This window comes from Streptomyces sp. NPDC002513 (genome assembly GCF_053595355.1).
Genome location: NZ_JBSFXK010000087.1, coordinates 1 through 21,305 on the forward strand (window position 1 = coordinate 1; position 21,305 = coordinate 21,305).

Sequence of the window (21,305 nt, forward strand, 5' to 3'; positions counted from 1 at the left end):
TGCTGTCGCGAGGGTGTCCAAGTTGTGCGTCACAACATGATCTTGGACGCCCTCGTTTTCGTCTCCACAGGCACCCCTTGGAATAGATCATCTAGGACCTCCAGGTAGTGATCCAGCTCCAGGCGGACGGCGCCCTTCGCGATCAGCCTCTCGTGCCGGGCCACTTCCACGTTCTGGTCGTAAACCACCAGGTGAGAAGCGTGCAGGACGACCCGCACCCGCTTGCCGATCAGCCGGATCGGCACCGAGTAGCAGTTGGTGCGGACCGGGATCTGGCCGTAGCGGTCGACCCTCGGTGTGAACTGCCGGCCCGTCTCGAACGGCTCCTCGGGCAGAGGCATCAACAGTGGCTGTTCGAGTACGAAGCACTCGGCGACGATCTTGGACCGGGCACCGATGCGGCGTGCGTCGTCCTACCGGTCCCACTGCTCGACCAGCTCGTTCAGCTCGGCGAGCGAGGAGACCTCGGGGACGGGGACGAAGTGGTTGCGGCGGAAGTAGCCGATCTGTCCCTCGACGCCACCCTTCTCGTGGGCGCCTTCGATGTCCGGACGGCAGTAGAAGCTCTCGATGCCGAAGTGCGATTTGAACGCAATCCACCGGTCGGCCTCCACCCTGGCCCGGCTCAGTCCCAGCACCCGGGCGACGGCGGCCTTGAGGTTGGATACGCGAGCGCGCCCCGGACCGACCGAGCCGAAGCGCGAAAGCTGTCACCCGGGTCTTTGCTGAACTGGGGCTGGGGTTTCGCTTGGCCGAAGCACCGTGGTTGTCACCAGCTCAGCAGGCTATTTGTCACCCCGCCCCCGACAGCACGCCTGTTGTCATCTGAGGCCCGACTGACAGTGCGGAGCAAGCTACCCGCCGTCGCGAGGTACACGGCTCAGAGTCGCGGGCACCCCGTACACTCCAAAGCCTTACGGGCAGCGAGGTAGCCCGCGATCTTGAACGCCAGTTCGTGAGAGCCGAACGAATCGGCGCGGGCACGCCGGAGCACGACCCGAGTGGCGATGGCAACTCCGTGCTCGGGCAAGCTCAGCTGCTCCTCGATCCCCACGGCGGCAGCTGCAAAGAAGCGTGGCAGATCCTGGGCAGGTTCGTACTCCACCGTGAGCCCTCGGGCTACCTCGAAGTCGAAGCCCTCGGCTGCGGGCTCGAAGTCCACCTCAATCTCCGCGAAATGGGGCGCGCAGTTCTGCTTCTGATGCAGCACGCGCACGCCATGGATCAGATACGGCGGCCACCGGGGCAGCGCTGACGTCGTCATGCCAGAACGCTACCCCCTGGTGGGTACCCGGCCTCAGCCGTCGACCTTAGCGGTCGCGTCCCGAAGTCCTTCGGGGGTTGACTCCGGAGCCGGTGTCGTGCGTGGTGGCTGGTCAGAAGTCGGCCGTGGATTGACGTCCATGGGGTGGGCCGCAGCTCGTCCAGGGGGCGGCGGCGGGCGGGGGTATCCGCAGTTCTGCTGCACATTCGAACATACGTCCGGTATGCTCCTGGGCGCGTCTCGTTCGTGACTTAAGAGGAGTGACATGCGCTACGGCTACATCGGTTCGATGAAGGTCAAACCCGGTCACCGCGCGGAGGTGGTCGCCGTACTGGTCGCCGGCGCTGACGGTCTGCGCAAAGCGGGATGCCATCTCTACGTCGTGACCGAATCGGCCACCGACGAAGACACCGTGTGGGTGAGCGAGGTGTGGGAGAGCAAAGAGCATCACGACGCATCGTTGCAGTTGCCCGAGGCGAAGGCTTCCATCAGCAAGGTCATGCCGCTGCTGACAGGTGAGTTCACTCGTCAGGAGACGCACGTCGCGGGCGGTCTCGGTGTCTAACCGCGGCTGCGTGCCGCCAAGTCATCCTGCCCGACGGGCCGGGGACCGGGTGCGGGCAAGCTACGGTCCATGGTGATCCACTTCTCCCGATCGGCCTGCCTGTCTTGCCCGTTGCCGCTGCCCGCCCGATAGTCCTACGCGCCGCCGAGCGCGAGCGACTGAAGAAGATGGCCTACGGCCACAAGACCGAGCACCGGCTGCGGATGCGCGCAAAGGTGGTGCTGCACGCCGCACGCGGGCGCTCCAACGCGCGCATCGCCCGCGAGACCGGCCTGCACCTGGACACGGTCCGCTGCTGGCACGGCCGGTTCGCCGCGCACGGGCTCGGCGGTCTGAGCGACCGCGAGCGGTCGGGGCGCCCGCCCGCGTTCACCGCGCTCCAGGTCGCCGAGGTCAAAGCGCTGGCCTGCCGGCTGCCCGCCGAGACCGGCACGCCGCTGTCCCGCTGGTCCTGCCCGGAACTGGCACGCGAGGCCGTGGCCCGGGGCATCGCCACGTTCGTGTCGGCCTCCACCGTGCGCCGCTGGCTCAGGGACGACGCGCTCAAGCCCTGGCAGCACCGCTCCTGGATCTTCATTACCGACCCCGACTTCCGCACCAAGGCCGAGCGCGTACTGGACCTGTACGCCCGCACCTGGGAGAGTGTCCCGCTCGGTGAGGACGAGTACGTCATCAGCGCGAACGAAAAGACCTCCATCCAGGCCCGCTGCCGCTGCCACCCCACCCTCGCCCCCGGCCGGGCCCGCGTGATGCGCGTGATCCACATCTACGGCCGCGGTGGAGCCCTGGCCTACCTGGCCGCCTACGACGTCCACCGGGCAGCGGTGTTCGGCCGCACCGAGGCCGCCACCGGCATCGAGCCGTTCATGAACCTGGTCGCCCAGGTCATGAGCCAGGAGCCCTACGCGAGCGCGAAGCGGGTGTTCTGGATCGTGGACAACGGCTCCTCCCACCGCGGCAAGAACGCCGCCGACCGGCCGACCTCCGCGTTCCCGAACGCGGTCATGGTCCACACCCCCGTGCACGCCTCGTGGTTGAACCAGGTGGAGATCTACTTCTCCGTCGTCCAGCGCAAGGTCGTCTCGCCCAACGACTTCACCGACCTGACCCAGGTCGGGGACCGGCTCCGAGCCTTCGAAGACCGCTACAACGCCACGGCACAGCCGTTCCAGTGGAAGTTCACCACCTCCGACCTGGACGATCTACTGGCCAGGCTCGACCGGCACACCACCGATCACCACGAAGAATCCTCCGCCGCACTGGCAGCATGATCAACCCCCGAAGGACTTCCGGACCGAACCACAAAGCAGATAGTCTCATTGAGCTGGGATGATAGGGCTTGTGGCAGGTCCTGCCAGTCCCCGGGCAAAGCGCGCTCTACGGGTGAAGAAGCGTATCGGGTCCTACCCACGAGTCCGCGTCGAGGGCGGTAGTCGAGGGGGCTCGCCCGCAGTGACCGCATTTCACGACTGGTGGCCGTCTCTGAGGGCGTGCCGTCCCGCTGCGATCAGCCTGGCCGCAGCGAGCGGGGCGCTATGTCGGCGTACCGGTTGCCAACACGGCGTTCGGCGTCGCTCACCGGGTGTTGGGTGAGGACTGGAGCCGGCGGGCCGCTCAGAAGAGTCGGCGAATGACCTCGATCGTGCGAGCCAGGTGGGGTTCGTTGCGGTCGGCGCGGTGGGCTACGGCCAGTTCGATCGACGCCGCCGGGCGGATCAGGGGCCGGTAGACGACGCCGTCGAGCGCGAGCGCGGTCACCGGCTCGGGTACGACCGCGACTCCGAGGCCGCCGGCGACGAGGGTGATGAGCGTCGAGGTCTCCCCGACCTCGTGCCGGATGTGCGGCTCGACGCCCGCGTCTCGCAGGAGACCGAGCACGACATCGTGCATCACCGAGTGACGGTCCGCCGAGTGCACGATCAGGTCGAGGCCGGCGAGGTCGGCGGCGCGCACCCGGGTCTTCGCCGCGAGTGGGCACTCGGCCGGGAGTGCCACTACGAGGCGGTCCCGGCGCAGGGTGTGGACGGTGAGGGACAGGTCGGCGGCGGGCGGGCGCAGCAGGGCCACGTCGATCGCGCCGCTGCGCAGCGCCTCCACCTGATCCGGAGCGAGCATCTCCCCACGGAACGAGAAGTCGATGCCCGGCAGTTCGGTGGCGAGATGACGCGACAGCGTCGGCAGCAGGCTGTACGTCGCCGAGCCGACGCAACCGAGGGTGAGGTGACCGACCGCACCGGCGGCGACCCGGCGGGCGTGGTGGGCAGCCTCGTCGACCTCGGCGAGGATCGCCCGTACCCGGTCGAGGTAGGCGCGGCCGGCGTCGGTGAGGTCGACCCGACGTGTGGTGCGGTTGAACAGAGCGATGCCGAGCTCGCCCTCGAGCTGCCGGATCGCCTGCGAGAGCGGCGGCTGTGCCATGTGGAGCCGCTGGGCCGCACGTCCGAAATGACGCTCTTCCGCGACGGCGACGAAGTAACGGAGCTGGCGCAGATCCATAGTTTCAGAGTTTCAATCGACGTCGATATTGATACTTCACAGTATCGGCGGTGCCGTCTAGCGTCGAGTCATGAACAGTGCATACCTCTACGCCGCCACACGGACACCGTTCGGCAAGTTCAACGGCGCGCTCGCCGGCGTCCGGCCCGACGATCTGGCCGCTGCCGCGATCAGCGGTGTGCTCGCGCAGGTGCCGTCGCTGGATCCCGCCGCGATCGACGAGGTTGCCTGGGGCAACGCCAACGGCGCCGGCGAGGAGAACCGCAACGTCGGCCGGATGGCCGCGCTGCTGGCCGGTCTGCCGACCAGCGTGCCCGGCTCGACGATCAACCGGCTCTGCGGCTCCAGCCTGGACGCGGCGATGGCCGGCTCCCGCACCATCGAGACGGGTGACGCCGATGTCGTTCTCGTGGGCGGTGTCGAGTCGATGACCCGGGCGCCGTGGGTGCTGCCCAAGCCGTCGCGGGCCTTCCCTGCGGGCGACGTCACCGCGGTGTCGACGACACTGGGCTGGCGGCTGGTCAACCCGCGGATGCCGAAGGAATGGACCGTCTCGCTGGGAGAGTGCAACGAGCAGCTCCAGGAGCGCTTCGGCATCTCTCGCGAGCGCCAGGACGAGTTCGCCGTCCGCTCTCACCGCCTCGCGCACCAGGCATGGGAGGACGGCTTCTACGACGCGCTGGTCACCCCGGTCGGCGACCTGGTCCGCGACGAGGGCATACGCCCGGACTCGAACACCGAGAAGCTCGCCCAGCTCAAGCCGTCGTTCAGGCCGGACGGCACCATTACCGCGGGCAACGCCTCCCCGCTCTCCGACGGCGGCTCCGCGGTGATCCTCGGCACTGAGGCAGCGGCAGCGACCATCGGCCGCGACCCGATCGGCCGGATCGCGGGCAGAGGCGCGATGGCGCTGGACCCGCGGGAATTCGGCTACGCGCCGGTCGAGGCCGCGGATCGAGCGCTCGCCCGCGCCGGGATCACCTGGGACCAGGTCGGCGCGGTCGAGCTCAACGAGGCATTCGCGGTCCAGTCACTTGCCTGCGTCGACGCCTGGCTGAAGGAAGGTCTGCGCGAGCCTGGGATCGTCAACCAGCGCGGCGGGGCCATCGCGATCGGGCACCCACTGGGCGCCTCCGGTGGCCGGATCCTCGGGACCCTCGCCGCGGTCCTGAGGGAACGCCGTGAGCGGTACGGCGTGGCCGCGATCTGCATCGGCGTCGGCCAGGGGCTGGCCGTCGTACTGGAGAACCTGGAGGTGTCGAAGTGAGCCGCACCGCCGTGCTGGAATCGACCGACGAGGCCGTCGCCGGGGTCGAGGACGGTTCCACCGTCCTGGTCGGCGGCTTCGGTCTGGCCGGGATGCCGTTCGACCTCATCGACGCCCTCATCCGGCAGGGCGCGAAGGACCTCACGATCGTTTCCAACAACGCCGGAAATGGCGATGTCGGACTTGCGGCGCTGCTCGCGGCCGGCCGGGTCCGCAAGGTGCTGTGCTCCTTCCCGCGGCAGGTCGACTCCTACGTCTTCGACGCGCTCTACCGCGAGGGGAAGATCGAGCTGGAGGTGGTGCCCCAGGGCAACCTCGCCGAGCGGATGCGGGCCGCCGGTGCCGGGATCGGCGCGTTCTACTGCCCGACCGCGGTCGGTACCCCGCTCGCCGAGGGCAAGGAGGTGCGCACCATCGGCGGACGCGACTACCTGCTGGAGTATCCGATCAAGGGCGACTACGCCCTCATCTCCGCGCACCGGGCCGACTCGATGGGCAATCTCGTCTACCGCAAGACCGCCCGCAACTTCGGCCCGGTGATGGCGACCGCCGCCACCACCACGATCGTCCAGGTCGACGAAGTCGTTCCGCTCGGCGAGCTCGACCCGGAGGGGGTCGTCACGCCATCCGTGTACGTCGACCGCATCGTGCCGGTCAAGTCCCGCCATTACACCGTCCAGGGAGCACGATGACTACCGACTCCACCGCCTCGACCCGCCCGGCGTCCACGGCCGAGGCGCCGATCAGCGTCGACCATCCGCTCAGCATGGACGAGGTTGCCGCGGTGATCGCACGGGACATCCCGGCCGGCGCGTTCGTCAACCTCGGCATTGGCCAGCCCACCAAGATCGCCGACCATCTGCCCGAGGAACTCGGCGTCGTCCTCCATACCGAGAACGGCATGCTCGGCATGGGGCCAAAGGCCGAGGGCGCCCAGATCGACCCCGACCTCACCAATGCGGGCAAGGTTCCGGTCACCGAGCTTCCGGGGGCGGCGTACTTCCACCACGCCGACTCCTTCGCCATGATGCGCGGCGGCCACCTCGACGTCTGCGTGCTCGGCGCCTACCAGGTCTCCGAGCGCGGTGATCTGGCCAACTGGCACACCGGCAAGCCCGGCGACATTCCCGCTGTCGGCGGTGCGATGGACCTCGCCATCGGAGCCAGGGACGTCTACGTGATGATGACGCTCTTCACGAAGTCCGGTGCGCCCAAACTGGTCCGGCAGTGCACCTACCCGCTCACCGGCGTGGGCTGCGTCAGCCGGGTCTACACCGAGGTCGCCACCTTCGACGTGCGGCCCGACGGTGTCCACGTGCTGGAGACCTACGGCATCACCCTCAACGAGCTGCGCTCACGCCTCGACGTCGAGCTGCTCTGACCTCCTCAGACCCGCACCCAAGCCAACCGGGATTCGGTCTCGCTCCGCAGGAGGGACTGATGCAGCGCGAGACGACCACCGTTGCCGGCCAGCCCTGAGGGGAGCGGCGTCGCCGGCGGGGGTAGTCGCTGGCCGCGCTCGCCACGGGCAACGCGGACGGCACCGTGCAACCGCTGTCACGAACATCACCTGCAAGGGGGGCCGTTCCGTTCGTTGGGATGAGGTCACGGGCAATAGCGTCGGCCCGTCTCCGAGTGCTTCGGAGACGGGCCGACGCCACATAGGGCGATCAGCGCGCCGTATAGCCGCCGTCGATCGGCAGGTTCACGCCCGTCACCCAGCTCGCTTCGTCCGAAGCCAGGTAGAGGACCCCGTAGGCGACATCGATCGGACGGCCCAGGCGACGCAGCGACTGGTTGCCCGTCATGTACTCCTCATAGGCCGGCAGGCCACCGGGGAACTCAGCCGCGATGCCCTCGACCAGCGGGGTAAGGACCGTGCTCGGGTGCACCGAGTTCACGCGGATGTCGTACTTGCCGTAGCTGGCCGCGTCCTGCTTGGTCTGCATCGAGACCGCGCCCTTGGCCACGTGGTACGCCGTGAACTCGTCGTTCCCGATCATCCCGTAGATGGATGAGTAATTGACGATGCTGCCCTTACCCCGCTCGATCATGTGCGGAACGGCATGCTTGGTGCAGAAGAAGACGCCCTTCACATCGACGGCGAACAGAGCGTCCCACTCGGCCTCGGTGAGCTCGTGGGTCGGCTTGTCGACGCCGATGATGCCGGCGCAGTTGACGAGGATGTCGAGACCGCCGAACTCCGCTGCCGCCGCGTCGATCACCGATTTCGCCTCGGCCTCCCGGGCGACGTTCAGGCTCCAGAACTCCGCGGTCCCGCCTGCCGCGAGGATCCCCGCCACGACCTCCTTGCCCTTGGCCTCGTCCAGGTCGGTGACCGCGACCTTGGCGCCCTCGGCCGCGAACAGCTCCGCGGTCGCCCGGCCCATGCCCATCGCGGCCCCGGTGATCAGAGCGACCTTGTCGTCCAGACGTCCCATACCGATTCCCCTTTCCTTGTCGAGTTCTCAGACCTTGACCGCCTGGTCGGCCAGGAAGGAGCGGTAGCCGTCCTCCTCAGCCGCACGGCAGAACTGCTGGTACACCTGTCCGCCACCCGTGTAGACCTGGAACTCCTCCGGCTTGCCGGGGAGGTTGTCGCCCAGGAACCACGCCTTGGCCTTCTTGCCCTCGGAGTACATGACGGTGGCCTTGCCGGCCCGCTCGGTCTCCTCCATCCACCAGGCCTCCGACTCGGGGGTGGCCTCAAGGAATGGAACGTCGTTCTCACGTGCCCACGCGATGGCCCTCTGGAGCCACTGGGCACCGAGCTGGATCGGGACCGGCAGATTCGAGTACGGCGTCTGCGGGCCGAGGGACATGAAGAAGTTCGGGAACCCGTTCGCGTTGATGCCGAGGTTCGACTTGAGGCCGTCGGCGAGCCACTTCTCGCGCAGCGTGCGGCCACCGCGACCCACGATGTCGATGTTGGTCAGGGTCCCGGTCATGGCGTCGAAGCCGGTGGCGAAAATCAGCACATCGAGCTCGTACTCGGTGTCGCCGACCACCACGCCGCGCTCGGAGATCCGGCTGATCGGCTGCGAGGCGACGTCGACGAGGTGCACGTTCGGCTGGTTGAACGCCGCGTAGTAGTTGTGGCCGGTCGGGACACGCTTGCCATTGAAGGAGTAGGTGGTCGGCGAGAGAAGGTCGGCAACGTCCTGGTCCTCGACGATCTCGTGGATCTTCTTGCGGATGAACTCCGAGGCGAGCTCGCTGGCCTCATGGTTGGTGGCCAGGTCGGTGAAACACTCGTTGGCGAAGTGGAATCCGCCCTCGTTCCACTTGCTCTCGAAGATCCGGTCGCGCTCCTCGGCGGAAACGTCGAGAGCGCTGTGCTCGGCCGGTTCCATCGCGACGCCGAAGGGGTGGTTCGCCGCCTTCTCGTAGATCTCGTCGTAGTGGTCACGCAGGTAGGCCATGTCCTGCTCGGTCACCGGGTCGTTCGTGGTCTCGACAATGAAGTTCGGCGTGCGCTGGAAGACGTGGAAGTCGCCGGCGACCTTGGCGATCTCAGGCACCATCTGGATGCCGGAGGCACCCAGCCCGATGAGGCCGACACGCTTGCCGGTCAGGTCCGCGCCGCCGCGGGGCCACATCGAGGAGTGGTACTTCTCGCCCTGGAAGGTGTCGATGCCGCCGATGCCAGGGAAGATCGCCTGCGAGAGGACGCCCATGCCGGAGACGAGGTAGGTCGTGGTCAGGGTGGTGCCGTCACCGAGGTGGACGGTCCACGTATTCGCGTCCTCGTCGTAGACGGCCTTCTCCACGCGGGTGGACAGGCGGATGTCCTTGCGCAGGTCGAGCCGGTCGGCGACGAAATTGAGGTACGCCAGGACCTCCGCGCCGGCCGGGTAGCGCTCGGTCCAGGTCCACTCGTCGCGGACCTCCTTGGAGAAGGAGAAGGAGTAGTAGCTGTACTCGCTGTCGGTGCGGACACCGGGGTAGCGGTTGACCCACCAGGTGCCGCCGACGCCGTCCTCGCCGTCGACCACGAGCGTCGAAAGACCGATCTCGCGCAGGTGGTGGAGCATCGCCAGGCCGGAGAAGCCGGCGCCGATGACGATGGCGTCGTAGTCAAGCTTGCTGGTCATGTATGTGTCGGTCCTTTCACCGAGTGATGACAGATGGGCACTCAGGGAGGAGCGCGCAGCAGGAAAGGTGGATGAGAGGCGGTCGGAACTCTGGCCAGGGCGCCGGTACGGTGCCGGTCAGGACCGGTACCAGGCGGCCATGGAGGCGATCTCCTCGTCGGCGCGCGCGAGGCGTCCGGCCTGGAACGGGAAGACGTGCTGCATGCCCTTGCCGATGGAGAACGTCACGTCGACGCCGGCGCTCTCGGCCAGGCCGACCAGACGCTCGGAGTCCTCGAAGAGGGATTCGGTGTCGGCCGCGCAGACGTAGAGCCGCGGGAAGCCCTCATAGGTGGCGTAGAGCGGGTTGACGTACGGGTCCGTCGGGTCCGCGCCGCCTGAGAGGTACCGGGCGATGTTCCCGGCGAGGCCTTCGCGCGTGATCAGGAAGTCGGTGTCGTTGTTGGTCTCGATCGTGGCACCGCTGTTCTCCATGTTGAGCCAGGGCGACATCGTCAGGACACGTCCGGGCAGCGGGCGGCCGTCGCGGCGCAGCGTGAGTGTCATCGCGACCGCGAGGTTTCCACCGGCGCTGTCGCCGACGAAGCACACGTCGTCGGCGTCAATGCCCTTGTCCAGGAGAGCCTGGTGGACAGCGAGGCCGTCCTCGATCTGCGCCGGGAACGGGAACTTTGGCGCGAGCCGGAAGTCGAGAACGAACGCATGCGTTCCGCAGGCCTTGGCCAGGTGACCGGCGAGCTTGCGGTGGCTGGCGGAGGAGCCGAGCGCGAACCCTCCGCCGTGCATGACCACCATTACCTGAGAGGGATCCGCGTCGAGCGGCTTCACGAGGACGCCCGGCACGCCACCGAGGGTGGTCGTGGCGTAGGTGACACCTTCGGGCTCCGCAGTCGCGCGCTGCCAGTCCTCGAAGACCCAGCGCATCAGCTGGAGCGACATCTCCGGGTTGGCCTCGAACTCCACGCTCCACTCGGCGTAGATCTCCCCAAGCGGGTCTGAAGGACGGGGAAGGGGCATGGGTGCTCCTCAACGTCATCGTTGGTGGTACTGGCTGTTCCTCGGGCCGACAGACGGCCGGCCCGGCCTGTCGAGGATCACCATGCCCAGGCGTCGAAGGCGGACGCTGTCACAAAATGAGACACCGCCGTCTCACAGTGACTCGCATCACACGGGCCTGCTCGCGACAGCCTTCTGCCGGGGCCCTCACAAGCCCGTTTCCCTCACCCAGGCGATCACGTCACTCCGAGTACGCCGGCGATCCCGCCCTCGGAGTCCGGCCAAGCGCTCCGCTCTCACGGCTCGGCACCTGCGCACACCTGGTGCTCTCGGGCCACCGAGGTCCTTCACCGCTCTCGACGAGGAGATTCCATGCACATCAAGAAGCGGGCCGTCGCAGCGACCGGCGTCGCCGCCGCCATGGCCATGGCGCTCAGCGCCTGCGGGGGTCTGTCCACCGGCTCCGGTGGCTCCGGTGGTTCTGGCGCCTCCGTCGGCTCCGGCGGCCCGTGGCCGACCGTGAAGGTGGGCGGCGTCGGCGTGCAGGCCGACATCCCGGACATCAGCAAGTTCTGCGGCACCAAGCCGATCAAGGTCGGCTACGCCGACGGCAACAACAACAACACCTGGCGCAAGGCCACGATCGCGCTCTTCAAGGCCCAGGCGGCCAAGTGCAAGAACATCACCCAGGTCGTGGTGACCGACGCCCAGAACAACACCCAGAAGGCGATCTCGGACATCAACTCGATGGTCGCCCAGGGCGTCAAGGTGATCGTCACCTTCGGCGACGCCGGACAGGCCCTCCTGCCGACCATCCAGAAGGCGACCGCGGCCGGCGTGGCGGTCGTCCCGATCGTCTCCGGCATCGGCGGCACACCGGGCAAGGACTACGTCGACTTCGTCTCCGAGGACGTCGAGGCGTACGGCAAGAACCTCGCCGACTGGACCGTCAAGGCGATGCACGGCAAGGGCAACCTGATCATGCTGGGCGGTGTCGCCGGCAGCGCCTACTCCCAGACCGTCTACGAGGGCGTCAAGAAGGCGGTCGCGGAGCATCCCGACGTCCACCTCCTCAACGCGGACGGGTACGTCGCCACCGACTGGGACGTCAGCAAGACGCAGCAGGTCGTGGCCGGTCTCATCACGAAGTACGGCAAGATCGACGGCATCGTCTCCGACTTCGGCGGCGGTTCGGTCGGCGGTATCCGCGCGTTCATCGCCGCGAACAAGCCGCTGCCGGTCTGGTCGGCCAATGACTCCAACGAGTTCGCGTCGCTCTGGTACCAGTACCACAAGCAGTACCCGAGCTATCAGATCGCGACCGAGTCGTCCCGCAACTGGGTTGTCGAGGCTGCTCTGAACAAGGGTCTTGCGGCCTACAACGGCATCACCGACACCGAGCCCTCGACGTACAACCTGGAGATCATCGAGGACTCGACCAACCCGAAGATGTTGCCGAAGTACGACAAGTCGCTGCCCGCTGACGCGATTCTCTCTTCCGGCCTGACCACCGAGCAGATCAGGGCCCTCTACAAGTAGTCCGCGTAGCAGCCCAGTCGGCGCTTTGAGTTGTCGCAATTCCCAGCAGGCGCCCCGGGCCTTCACGAGTTCCGTCACGGCCCGGGTAGCTGACCTCATCGCTTTTCGAGGGAGATTTCCCGCCCGAATCCCCTTTCCTGCCGAAACTCAACAACGCAGCCACGTACGGATATCCGAGGAGCACCCATGAATCGACTCGACGGTAAGGTCGGCATTGTCACCGGCGCCTCGCGAGGCATCGGCCACGCGATCGTCGACGCCATGGCGGCCGAGGGCGCGGCCGTCATCGCGACCAGCCGCGCTGCCGCCGACGACTCATTCGGCGCAGGCGTCACGTATGCGTCCCTCGACGTGGCCAGCGAAGCCGACTGGCAGCGTGTGATCACTGAGGTCATCGACCGCCACGGGCGCGTCGACTTCCTCGTCAACAACGCCGGCATCATCGCCTATGAAACCGTTCACGAACTCACCAGTGAGGAGTGGAACCGGGTTGTCGCGGTCAACCAGACCGGCACCTGGCTCGGGATGCGCGAGGTGATCCCACAGATGATCACCCAGGGCGGCGGCAGCATCATCAACGTCTCCTCGATCTGGGGCAGCGCCGCTGTCGCCGGTGCGCACGCCTACCACGCGACCAAGGGCGCGGTGCGCAACATGTCGAAGAGCGCCGCCGTCAGCTACGCCAAGGAATGCGTCCGCGTGAACTCGGTTCATCCCGGTTTCATCTGGACCCCCCTGACCGAGGCTCAGGCCACTGAGGTGAACGACTACGTCATCTCCCAGACCCCGATGGGTCGCGCCGGACGACCGGAGGAGATCGCTGCCGGAGTCGTCTTCCTCGCCTCCGACGAAGCCAGCTTCGTGACCGGTTCCGAGCTCGTCATCGACGGCGGCTACCTCGCCCAGTAAGGGGCCCGTCTACGGGCCGAGGCGCCGGCCCGACCACTCGGGTCCGCGCCCCTCAATCTTCCAGGAGTCCGACGTGACCAACTTCGGCAGCAACCGGCCTGCGACTCAGGTCCGGCCACCGCAGCAGGGTGCGAGCCCCGATCCCTCCCAGTCCCACCACGCGGCACGTCAGGCGGCAGGGCAAGCCGCATCGGTGCTCTCCATGCAGGGCATCGGGAAGTCCTTCCCGGGCGTGCGCGCGCTGGACGAGGTGAGCTTCGACGTCCGCCCGGGCGAAGTCCACGCCCTGGTCGGCGAGAACGGCGCCGGCAAGTCCACGCTGATGTCGGTGGCCTCGGGCGCATTGGCGGCGGATGACGGCACCGTCCTCATCGGCGGCGTCCAGCTCACTCATGCGCAACCCGAGCAGGCGCGCAGCCTCGGCCTCGGTATCGTGCATCAGCATCCCGCGCTTCTTCCGGACCTGACGGTGGCGGAGAACATGGCGCTCGGCGTCGGGTACAAGCGCGTTGGCGGACTTCGCCGCGCGGCCGCCTGGGCCCGCGAGACCCTCGCGCCGTGGGAGATGGAGATCGACCCACGCGCCCGCGTTGCCGATCTGTCGATGGAGAAGCGGTTCATCATCGAGATCGCCAAGGCGCTCGCGCTGAATCCGAAGGTTCTGATCCTCGACGAGCCCACCGAGCATCTCAACGCCGAAGAAGTACAACGTCTGTTCACGAAGGTCCGCGAGACCGTCGCGACCGGCGCCGGTGTCGTCTACATCTCGCACCGCATCCCTGAGGTCAAACAGATCGCCGACCGGGTCACCGTCCTTCGCGACGGCCAGACTCGCGGAACTTTCGACGCCGAGGCCGTCACCGAGGAGCAGATCGTCGAGTGCGTCGTGGGCCGCAAACTGGAGACAGTCTTCCCCGCCAAGGAACCTATACCCGTGAGCGCGGCGGCGCGACTCGTCGTGACCGGGCTCTCGGGCCACGGCTTCGACGACATCTCGCTGACCGTCCGCTCCGGCGAGATCGTCGGCCTGGCCGGGGTTCAGGGCAATGGCCAGGCCGAGCTCGTGCGTGCCCTGGCCTGCCTGGTCTCGACGTCGGGCGAGATCGTCGTCGACGGACAGAAGGTCCGCGGCTCGAACGCGGTGGCAGCGAACGCCGGTGTCGTCTACGTGCCTGCCGACCGGCACGGCGAAGGTGTTTTCCTGCCGCTCGGAGTGAGCGAGAACATCGTGGCGCGCACCCTGCACAAGGTCTCACGCTTCGGCCTGGTCAGCGACGTGCGGACGCAGTCCACCTCGAAGGACCAGATCCGCAACCTCGCGATCAAGACCCCGACCCCCGATACGCCGATCAGCTCGCTGTCGGGAGGCAACCAGCAGAAGGCCGTCATGGCCCGCACGCTGCTCGCGGCACCGAAGGTCCTCGTGGTGGAGGAGCCCACTCAGGGTGTCGACGCCGGTGCACGCGTCGATCTGTACAAAATCCTGCGCGCCGCGGCTGATGACGGTGCCGCCGTCATCGTGCTCTCCTCCGACAACGTCGAGCTGGAGGGCCTGTGCCACCGCGTGCTGATCATGTCGCGCGGAAGTGTCGTAGAGGAGCTCACCGGTGAGGAGATCACCGAAGCGGCCATCGCTCACGCCGCACTGACCTCGACCAGCGTGCGCGGCCACGAGAAGACCCGGCCGGCAAAACGTCGCCGACTGCGCGCCTGGCTGGCCGGCGACCAGGCCCCCGCGGCGGTGATCGCCCTGATCGTGGTGCTCCTCGGTCTCGGGACGGGGCTGCACAACGGCGACTACTTCAGCCAGCTCAACCTCAACAACCTCCTGCTCATGCTGGCGCCCCTGTTGCTGGTCGGTGCCGCGCAGCAGGTCGTCGTCATGGGAGCCGGGTTCGACCTGTCGGTCGGCCCTCTCATGGGCTTCCTGGTCGTGATCGCGTCGTACTGGATCGTCGACGGCGGAAACCTGGTCCTCGGGCTGATCCTCATGGCCCTCGGCGCGCTCGCGGTAGGCGTGATCAACGGCGTCATGGTGACCTGGTTCCGCATCAACCCGGTCGTCGCGACCCTCGCGGTCTACATGGCCCTCCAGGGCATCTACTTGTCCCTGCGGGACACGCCGGGCGGCACGATCTTCCCGTCGGTGGCAGCCGACATCCAGGCCCACTTCGGTGCGGTTCCGTTGGTGACCATCATCGCGGTGCTCCTCGTACTGCTTCTTGAGCTGGCCCTGCGCCGCACCAGGTGGGGCGTCGAGCTGCGGGCTCTGGGGTCCGAGCCGGACGCCGCGGAGCGTCTCGGGGTGAAGATCCGGCTGATCCAGTTCACCTCGTACATGATCTGCTCGGCTCTGGTCCTGCCCGCCGGGATCATCCTGACGGCCCAGATCGGTATCGGTGACGGCCGTCCCGGTCTCGCCTACACCCTCAACTCGGTGACCGTGGTCGTGCTTGCGGGAGCGAGCATCTTCGGTGGTCGCGGTTCATTCATCGGGATCATTGCCGCCGCCCTCCTCGCTCAGCAGCTGGTCAATGTCTCCCCGTTTCTCAACCTTTCCCCTGCCTGGGGCTATTGGCTCCCGGGCCTCATCACGATCGGCGCCGCGGTGCTGTACGCGCAGCTGCGCCGTACTCGCCGGACGGGAGCACAGGCATGACCACCCGACGCACCAACGCCTCCCGCCGCACCCCGCGTCATGACGGGAACGCCATAGACGACTTCGACGCGGGCGCCACCTGGCGCCGTCTCCTGTCGGGTAGCTGGGTGGGGATCGTGGTCGCCACGATCATGCTCTTCGCCCTCAGCCCCGCCATCGCGCAGGGCAGCCTGGGCTCGGCCCCGCTGCTGAGCATGCTGCCTTTCGCCGCCGTGCTCGCCATGGCGGCCGCCGGGCAGACCCTCGTCGTGCAGCAACGCGGCCTCGACCTGTCGGTGCCGGGCATGATCGCGCTCGCCGCGGCCCTCTGCACTTGCATGGTCCAGTCCCACGGCTGGCCGGCGTGGCTCGCCGTCACCGTCGCCGTCATCGCCCCCGCTCTCGTCGGCTTGGTCAACGGAGTCCTGGTCGCGGTCGCCCGCGTCATGCCGCTGGTCGTGACGCTCGGCATGAACGCGGTCCTGCTGGGCACCGTCCTGGCGATCTCCGGCGGCTCGCCGGCCACAGCGCCAGGCGGCCTGAGCCGGTTCTCCGTCGACCGGACCTTCGGTATCCCGAACACATTCATCATCGCGGTCGTCATGCTCGCGGTGGGCGGCATCATCGCCAAGCGTTCGGTGGTCGGGCGCCGGTTGACCTACATCGGGGTCAGCGTGCCCACCGCCTCGGCTCTGGGCATCCGTGTCACCCTCTACCAGGTCGTCGCCTACGGGTTCGCGGGCCTCGCCTACGGCGCCGCCGGCGTTCTCCTGGCCGGCTACACCCGGACTCCCGGGCTGTTCATCGGGGACAGCTACGTCCTTCCGACCGTCGCGGCCGTAGTGCTGGGCGGCACCGCCATGACCGGCGGTCTCGCGAGCATCGTGGCCAGCGGCGTCGGGGCGCTGTTCCTGACACAACTCGGTCAGCTGCTGCGCTCGCTGGGCTGGAACGACGCTCAGCAACTCATCGCGCAGGCAGCGGTCCTCGCCGCGGTGGTCCTTCTGCGCCAGGCCGCCCCCGCTCTTCGCAGGCTGGCCCAGCGTCGACGCCGACGGGCGTTGCCCACGGCCGGATGACGACCGAGACCCAGGTATGCACAGCGTGGTCCGCGAGCAGAGTTCCCGGACCACCCTGTGCATACCTGGGGCTGCAAGGGGGGCTGCGCGGCGGCCGTGTCGAAGGCGTCCGTCACGAGTCGGTGATCTTGTAGGCCTTCATCTTGTGGTAGATCGCCGCTCGGGACAGGCCGAGTATCTCCGCGGCGCGGGAACGGTTTCCGTCCGCTTCCCGCAGCGCCCCGAGACCGACCGCCGTCTCCTCGGCCTCCGCGGCCGAGCGAAGCGTGGCGGTGAGCATCACAGGGCCCTTCAGAACGCTCATCTCCCACAGCCCGGCCACCGCGAGCCTGGCCGCGGGGTCGAGCGCGTCGATCCCCTTGACGATGACGGGCGCTCCGCCTTGCAGCCGCTCCGCGATGCTGCGAAGCCATCGCTTCCCGCAGATCAGGGTCCGCTCCACCGTGTCGATCACGAGATGAGCACCGGGTCCACCTGTTCCACCGCGCGCACCGGCTGCTCCTGGAGCGTGCAGACGACATCGTCGAGACCATGACGCTGGAGAGCGGAAAGCCGCTGGGCGAGGCCCGGGGCGAGTTCCAGCTCTCGGTCGACTTCTTCCTCCGGTACGCCGAGCAGATCGCCCACCTTCACGGCACCTATGCGCACGGCTCCCGAGGCGCCTACCGCGTCGTCACCACCCACCAGCCGGCCGGCCCGTGCCTGCTCATCACTCCGTGGGACTTCCCTCTGCTGATGATCGCCCGCAAGGCCGGCGCGGCGCCCGCTGCGGGATGCACGGTCGTGGTGAAGTCCGCGAAGGAGACCCCGCTGACCTGCGCGCTGTTTGTACAGGCGCTGCACGCTGCCGGTTTCCCGGCGGGCGTAGTCAACCTCATCCACACGACGACCTCGTCCAAGGTGTCGGCGGTGCTGATGGCGGACAGCCGCCTGCGCAAGGTGAGCTTCACCGGCTCGACCAGTATGGGGAGCACCCTGCTGAGCCAGGCGGCCGCGAACATCGCCAGCGCCTCGAGGGAACTCGGCGGCGACGGTCCGTTCATCGTGCTCGACGACGTCGATCTCGACCTGCGGCCGAGCAGGCGATCGTGTGCAAGTTCCGCAACGCCGGTCAGGCGTGCGTGGCGGCCAACCACCGCCTTTCCGGCTCCGCCGATCGTCACCCTTGCAGCGGCTGCTTGACAGCCCCCTCCACCGAACTGCGACGCTCCAGTCACATGAGGAGTCACTCCGGCAAAGGGCTCAACCGGCCACTCATACGCGGGTCGTCCACCTCTCCCGGGTGCGTCAGCCGGATACCGAAAGCGTTCTCAACAAGCGACAGGACGCCATAGAGAGGGGCCCACCCTCCAGGGACGAGCCCCAACGGTCGCATGTACTCATCAAGCCGGGTCGGGTCCTGCCCGGTCGGCTCAATCGCCTGGAGCGTGTGAAAGTCGACGATGACGTCGCCGTCGGCCGCGTACTTGAACCAGTACATCGGCTTCTCGTTGTAGTGCAGGGCAACGGCCTCGGTGCCGACGGACACGGCGCTCAAGATCTGCTCCTCGAGCCCGTGCACACCACCCTGCTCCCACGCCCAGGTCCATGCTCCATCGACGCCCGTGGTGACGACAGGTTCCTCATCGTCGAGAAGGTCGTCACCGAAGTCGTCTGACAGATCCATCCCGTCGCGAAGTGCGAGGGTTTCCTGGTCAACTCTCATGCGGGTGAGCAACTCGACAGGGCTCAGCCCCCGTACGAAGGTCAACGTGTAGATGGGGAAGTCGCCTGCCCGGAACATCTCCAAGCCGCGTCCTGCGTGTGCACTCGTCATGCGGCGGATGCTGTCACACCCCACTGACACCACAGCCAACCGTCGCCGCTTGACAGATCAACTGCATCGGATGTCTTGTCCGCGGTCTGTTCACTCCGGCCCGTGGTGTCCGTTATGCCCCTTGATCACCTCTTGATCGCCGGACTTGTCCGTGACCGACGCCACACCGCCCGGACGCCGGTTCAACGGGCGGGGCGGGTACCGGACGACGAGGCCCGGCGCCACCACACCGGAGCCGGCGGCCCGCCGGTGCGCACGGTGTCGTGCGCACCCGTCTGCGGTGCGCACTCCCCGCCCCAGCCGCCCACCGGTCCGGTGCAGTCGGTCGGGGGCGGTGGATTACCCGCGGCTGGCCCGGTCAACGGGTGGTGCCGCACTGATAGAGGGTCCCCGCCGCGCCGGCCTCACCCATGCCGGGTCCGGTGAACCCGTTGGCGGCCGCCGCGGACGACTGCGTTCCGCCGTAGGCCGAGGCCGGTACCAGGGTGCACTTGGACTTGACCCAGTTGGTGATCTGGGTGGTGCTCGTCGTACCGGTGGCGCTGTTGCCGAACATCGCGCCCATGCCCCGACCGCTCCCGCCGACCAGTACGTACTTGAGCTTGCCCGAGCTCACCAACTGCTGGAACTGACTCTGCGTAGGGAACGGCACCTGGCCGGTGAAGCCGCCCAGCGGAAGCACGTCGGCGCCCTTGGCGAGGATGTACGGGGAGGCGCCGCTCCAGCTCGTGGTGGCGAACACGTACTGCGCCAAACCGCGGTGAAAGGTCGTGTAGTTGAGCAACTTCTGCTGCTGTGTGGTCAGTTGGCCGCTGCTGTCACCGAAGCCGCCCATGCTGCCACCGTGCGCCGCGCCCTTGCCGCGGGCACCGCCCGCCGTGCCGCCCCACGGCGGCTGGCCCATCCGGCCGGCCGCCGGCTTCGGCTGGCCGTGGCCACCACCCCCGCCGCCGCTGCCGCCGGACGGACCGACCGAGCCCATGCCGGAGCTGCCGTACGACGGGTTGAACACCTGCACCGCCCACACGCTGGGCGCGAACAGCACCGCCGCCAGCGACGCGGCAAGACCGGCGAGGGCAAGCCGCCCGCCGGACCGGACGCCGGGGCGGGCGAGGACGAGCAGCACGACGGCGGCCACCGCGAGCACGCCCACGGCGGGCGCCAGCCACGGCAGGAAGGTCGGGAACCTGCTGGCTATGTACGCACCCCACGCAGCCGTCGCGGCGACCGTACCGGGCAGCACCCAGGCACGGCGGCCACCGGCCCGGTACGCGCGCCACAGCAGCGTCATACCGCCACCGGCGAGCGCCGCCAGCGGCACCGCGACCACACCCATGTAGTACGTGTGGCCGCCGACGCTGCCCGCGCTGAAGACCAGGAAGTACGTGGTCAGCCAGGTTCCCCACATGACGAAGCCGATGCGGATCCGGTCCGTACGGGGCTTGCTGCGGCGCCACCACAGGCCGCAGGCGATAGCGATGACGGCCAGCGGGTAGAGCCAGCCGGTCTGCGAGGCGAGCGACGAGCCGAACATCTTCGACCAGCCGTTCTGGTCACCGCCCCAGCCGCCACCTCCGCCGACATGACCCTGTCGGCCACCGTACCCGGCGGCCGCCTGCTGAGCAGCGCCTCCGGCCCACTGTCCAAAACCGGAAGCGGAACCGAAGTGCTGCCCCGAGGCGGAGGCGGAACCGGAGGCACCGCCGAAGCCGCCCTGCGTACCGCGGTGGTGAGCCCCGGAACCGCGGTGGCCCGCGCCCGAGTGCTGTCCCATCCCAGCGGTGCCGGGCAGGCTGGGCGCGGTCGCTCCGGACTGGCCACCGCTCTGGCCCATGCCGTACCGGCCGCCCGCGTTCCGGCCCGCACCCGGGGCGCCCATCGCGCCGTGCTGGCCGCCTCCGTGGCCGCCGCCCTGGGTGGCGCTGATGCTGCCGGTGGAGGCGGCGCTGATCCCCAGCGACGAGAAGCGGTTCAGGAAGTTGTAGCCCACGACCATGCTGAAAGCGGAGTTGTTCGTGGTGCCGTCCACATAGGGCCGGTCCTCGGCCGGGGTGAGGGTGACGGCGAGCATCCAGGAGCAGGAGACCGCGGCCATCACGACGGCGGACACTGCGATGTGCGCCAGCCGCTTGCGCAGCGCGATCGGCGCCGAGGTCAGGTACACCAGCGCCAGCGCGGGCAGCACCGCCCACGCCTCCAGCATCTTGGACTGGAAGCCGATGCCGACCCAGACGCCCGCCATCACCAGCGGACGCAACCGGCCCGCCTCCGCGGCGCGTTGGGTGGCCTCCGCGGCCAGCAGCACGCAGAGCGTGAACAGCGGGTCCTCCACGGCGGTACGGAACAGACCCACGGCGACCGGCGTGACCAGGAACGCCGTGCCGGCGATCAGCGCCGCGTTGACCCCGGCCCAGCGGCGGACCACCCGGTAGAGCACCAGGAGGCCGGCCACTCCCTCAATTACCTGAGGAAGCGTCAGCGCCCAGGGGCGGAACCCGAAGATGCGGGCTGAAACGGCCTGCGGCCAGAGGAATCCAGGCAATTTATGGCTCTCCTGCCTGATGTGTGGGTCATTCTGTGGTGGGTTGGCGGCCGGGGAGGGTGGGCTTGTCTCCGGCGAGGGTGAGCATGACGAGGGCGAT

At 68.2% G+C, this 21,305-nt stretch carries 20 protein-coding genes; 10 read left to right on the forward strand and 10 right to left on the reverse strand.

What is annotated here, in order from left to right:
* Positions 1–29: 29 nt before the first annotated feature.
* The 3 genes from ACWD5Q_RS32885 to ACWD5Q_RS32895 form a co-directional block, all read right to left on the reverse strand.
* Positions 30–341, reverse strand: a complete 312-nt coding sequence (locus ACWD5Q_RS32885) for a Mu transposase domain-containing protein (protein WP_451430736.1) — start codon at positions 339–341, stop codon at positions 30–32.
* A gap of 72 nt (positions 342–413) precedes the next feature.
* Positions 414–638, reverse strand: a complete 225-nt coding sequence (locus ACWD5Q_RS32890) for a hypothetical protein (RefSeq protein ID WP_451430737.1) — start codon at positions 636–638, stop codon at positions 414–416.
* A 242-nt stretch (positions 639–880) separates the two neighbouring features.
* On the reverse strand, positions 881–1,264 hold the full coding sequence (locus ACWD5Q_RS32895) for a hypothetical protein (RefSeq protein ID WP_451430738.1): 384 nt from the start codon (positions 1,262–1,264) through the stop codon (positions 881–883).
* 265 nt (positions 1,265–1,529) lie between these two features.
* Between ACWD5Q_RS32895 and ACWD5Q_RS32900 the strand changes: the two genes are divergently transcribed.
* Together ACWD5Q_RS32900 and ACWD5Q_RS32905 are read left to right on the forward strand one after the other, a co-directional pair.
* Complete coding sequence (locus tag ACWD5Q_RS32900; protein WP_451430739.1) at positions 1,530–1,829, forward strand: putative quinol monooxygenase; 300 nt, start codon at positions 1,530–1,532, stop codon at positions 1,827–1,829.
* A gap of 104 nt (positions 1,830–1,933) precedes the next feature.
* On the forward strand, positions 1,934–3,100 hold the full coding sequence (locus tag ACWD5Q_RS32905; RefSeq protein WP_451430740.1) for an IS630 family transposase: 1,167 nt from the start codon (positions 1,934–1,936) through the stop codon (positions 3,098–3,100).
* A gap of 343 nt (positions 3,101–3,443) precedes the next feature.
* Here ACWD5Q_RS32905 and ACWD5Q_RS32910 read toward each other — a convergent pair whose 3' ends face one another.
* Positions 3,444–4,325: a LysR family transcriptional regulator gene (locus ACWD5Q_RS32910; RefSeq protein WP_451430741.1), complete on the reverse strand. Its 882-nt coding sequence runs from the start codon at positions 4,323–4,325 to the stop codon at positions 3,444–3,446.
* Between the two features lie 70 nt (positions 4,326–4,395).
* Here ACWD5Q_RS32910 and ACWD5Q_RS32915 point away from each other — a divergent pair, with 70 nt between their 5' ends.
* Genes ACWD5Q_RS32915 through ACWD5Q_RS32925 form a run of 3 tightly spaced genes read left to right on the forward strand, consistent with a single transcriptional unit; the run spans position 4,396 to position 6,973 of the window.
* Positions 4,396–5,592 carry a thiolase family protein gene (locus ACWD5Q_RS32915; protein ID WP_451430742.1) on the forward strand — a complete coding sequence of 399 codons (1,197 nt, stop codon included), beginning with the start codon at positions 4,396–4,398 and terminating at the stop codon, positions 5,590–5,592.
* Positions 5,589–6,284 (forward strand): 3-oxoacid CoA-transferase subunit A, encoded by a 696-nt coding sequence (locus tag ACWD5Q_RS32920; RefSeq protein ID WP_451430743.1) that lies wholly within the window; start codon positions 5,589–5,591, stop codon positions 6,282–6,284. Before ACWD5Q_RS32915 ends, ACWD5Q_RS32920 begins: the two co-directional genes overlap by 4 nt.
* Positions 6,281–6,973 (forward strand): 3-oxoacid CoA-transferase subunit B, encoded by a 693-nt coding sequence (locus ACWD5Q_RS32925; protein WP_451430744.1) that lies wholly within the window; start codon positions 6,281–6,283, stop codon positions 6,971–6,973. The genes ACWD5Q_RS32920 and ACWD5Q_RS32925 overlap by 4 nt, the downstream gene beginning before the upstream one ends.
* Before the next feature lie 289 nt (positions 6,974–7,262).
* On the opposite strand, the gene ACWD5Q_RS32930 is transcribed toward ACWD5Q_RS32925, so the two are convergent.
* From ACWD5Q_RS32930 to ACWD5Q_RS32940, 3 genes are all read right to left on the reverse strand, one after another.
* Entirely contained in the window at positions 7,263–8,033 is a 771-nt protein-coding gene (locus ACWD5Q_RS32930) for an SDR family NAD(P)-dependent oxidoreductase (RefSeq protein WP_451430745.1), read from the reverse strand.
* A gap of 27 nt (positions 8,034–8,060) precedes the next feature.
* On the reverse strand, positions 8,061–9,686 hold the full coding sequence (locus ACWD5Q_RS32935; protein ID WP_451430746.1) for a flavin-containing monooxygenase: 1,626 nt from the start codon (positions 9,684–9,686) through the stop codon (positions 8,061–8,063).
* A 117-nt stretch (positions 9,687–9,803) separates the two neighbouring features.
* Positions 9,804–10,703 carry an alpha/beta hydrolase gene (locus ACWD5Q_RS32940; RefSeq protein WP_451430747.1) on the reverse strand — a complete coding sequence of 300 codons (900 nt, stop codon included), beginning with the start codon at positions 10,701–10,703 and terminating at the stop codon, positions 9,804–9,806.
* A gap of 351 nt (positions 10,704–11,054) precedes the next feature.
* Between ACWD5Q_RS32940 and ACWD5Q_RS32945 the strand changes: the two genes are divergently transcribed.
* From ACWD5Q_RS32945 to ACWD5Q_RS32960, 4 genes are all read left to right on the forward strand, one after another.
* Positions 11,055–12,221, forward strand: coding sequence for a substrate-binding domain-containing protein (locus tag ACWD5Q_RS32945; protein ID WP_451430748.1), 1,167 nt, complete (start codon positions 11,055–11,057; stop codon positions 12,219–12,221).
* 186 nt (positions 12,222–12,407) lie between these two features.
* Positions 12,408–13,130, forward strand: coding sequence for an SDR family NAD(P)-dependent oxidoreductase (locus ACWD5Q_RS32950; RefSeq protein ID WP_451430749.1), 723 nt, complete (start codon positions 12,408–12,410; stop codon positions 13,128–13,130).
* 73 nt (positions 13,131–13,203) lie between these two features.
* Entirely contained in the window at positions 13,204–15,789 is a 2,586-nt protein-coding gene (locus tag ACWD5Q_RS32955) for an ATP-binding cassette domain-containing protein (RefSeq protein WP_451430750.1), read from the forward strand.
* Positions 15,786–16,847, forward strand: coding sequence for an ABC transporter permease (locus ACWD5Q_RS32960; RefSeq protein WP_451430751.1), 1,062 nt, complete (start codon positions 15,786–15,788; stop codon positions 16,845–16,847). Before ACWD5Q_RS32955 ends, ACWD5Q_RS32960 begins: the two co-directional genes overlap by 4 nt.
* A 112-nt stretch (positions 16,848–16,959) precedes the next feature.
* On the opposite strand, the gene ACWD5Q_RS32965 is transcribed toward ACWD5Q_RS32960, so the two are convergent.
* Complete coding sequence (locus ACWD5Q_RS32965) at positions 16,960–17,301, reverse strand: helix-turn-helix domain-containing protein (protein WP_451430752.1); 342 nt, start codon at positions 17,299–17,301, stop codon at positions 16,960–16,962.
* On the opposite strand from ACWD5Q_RS32965, the gene ACWD5Q_RS32970 reads away from it, so the two are divergent.
* The gene (locus ACWD5Q_RS32970) at positions 17,259–18,029 is read left to right on the forward strand and encodes an aldehyde dehydrogenase family protein (RefSeq protein ID WP_451430755.1); all 771 of its coding nucleotides are present in this window, start codon (positions 17,259–17,261) and stop codon (positions 18,027–18,029) included. The genes ACWD5Q_RS32965 and ACWD5Q_RS32970 overlap by 43 nt on opposite strands.
* Before the next feature lie 43 nt (positions 18,030–18,072).
* On the opposite strand, the gene ACWD5Q_RS32975 is transcribed toward ACWD5Q_RS32970, so the two are convergent.
* Together ACWD5Q_RS32975 and ACWD5Q_RS32980 are read right to left on the reverse strand one after the other, a co-directional pair.
* Positions 18,073–18,663: a DUF6461 domain-containing protein gene (locus tag ACWD5Q_RS32975; RefSeq protein ID WP_451430753.1), complete on the reverse strand. Its 591-nt coding sequence runs from the start codon at positions 18,661–18,663 to the stop codon at positions 18,073–18,075.
* 358 nt (positions 18,664–19,021) lie between these two features.
* Complete coding sequence (locus ACWD5Q_RS32980; protein WP_451430754.1) at positions 19,022–21,205, reverse strand: glycosyltransferase family 39 protein; 2,184 nt, start codon at positions 21,203–21,205, stop codon at positions 19,022–19,024.
* Positions 21,206–21,305: the final 100 nt, after the last annotated feature.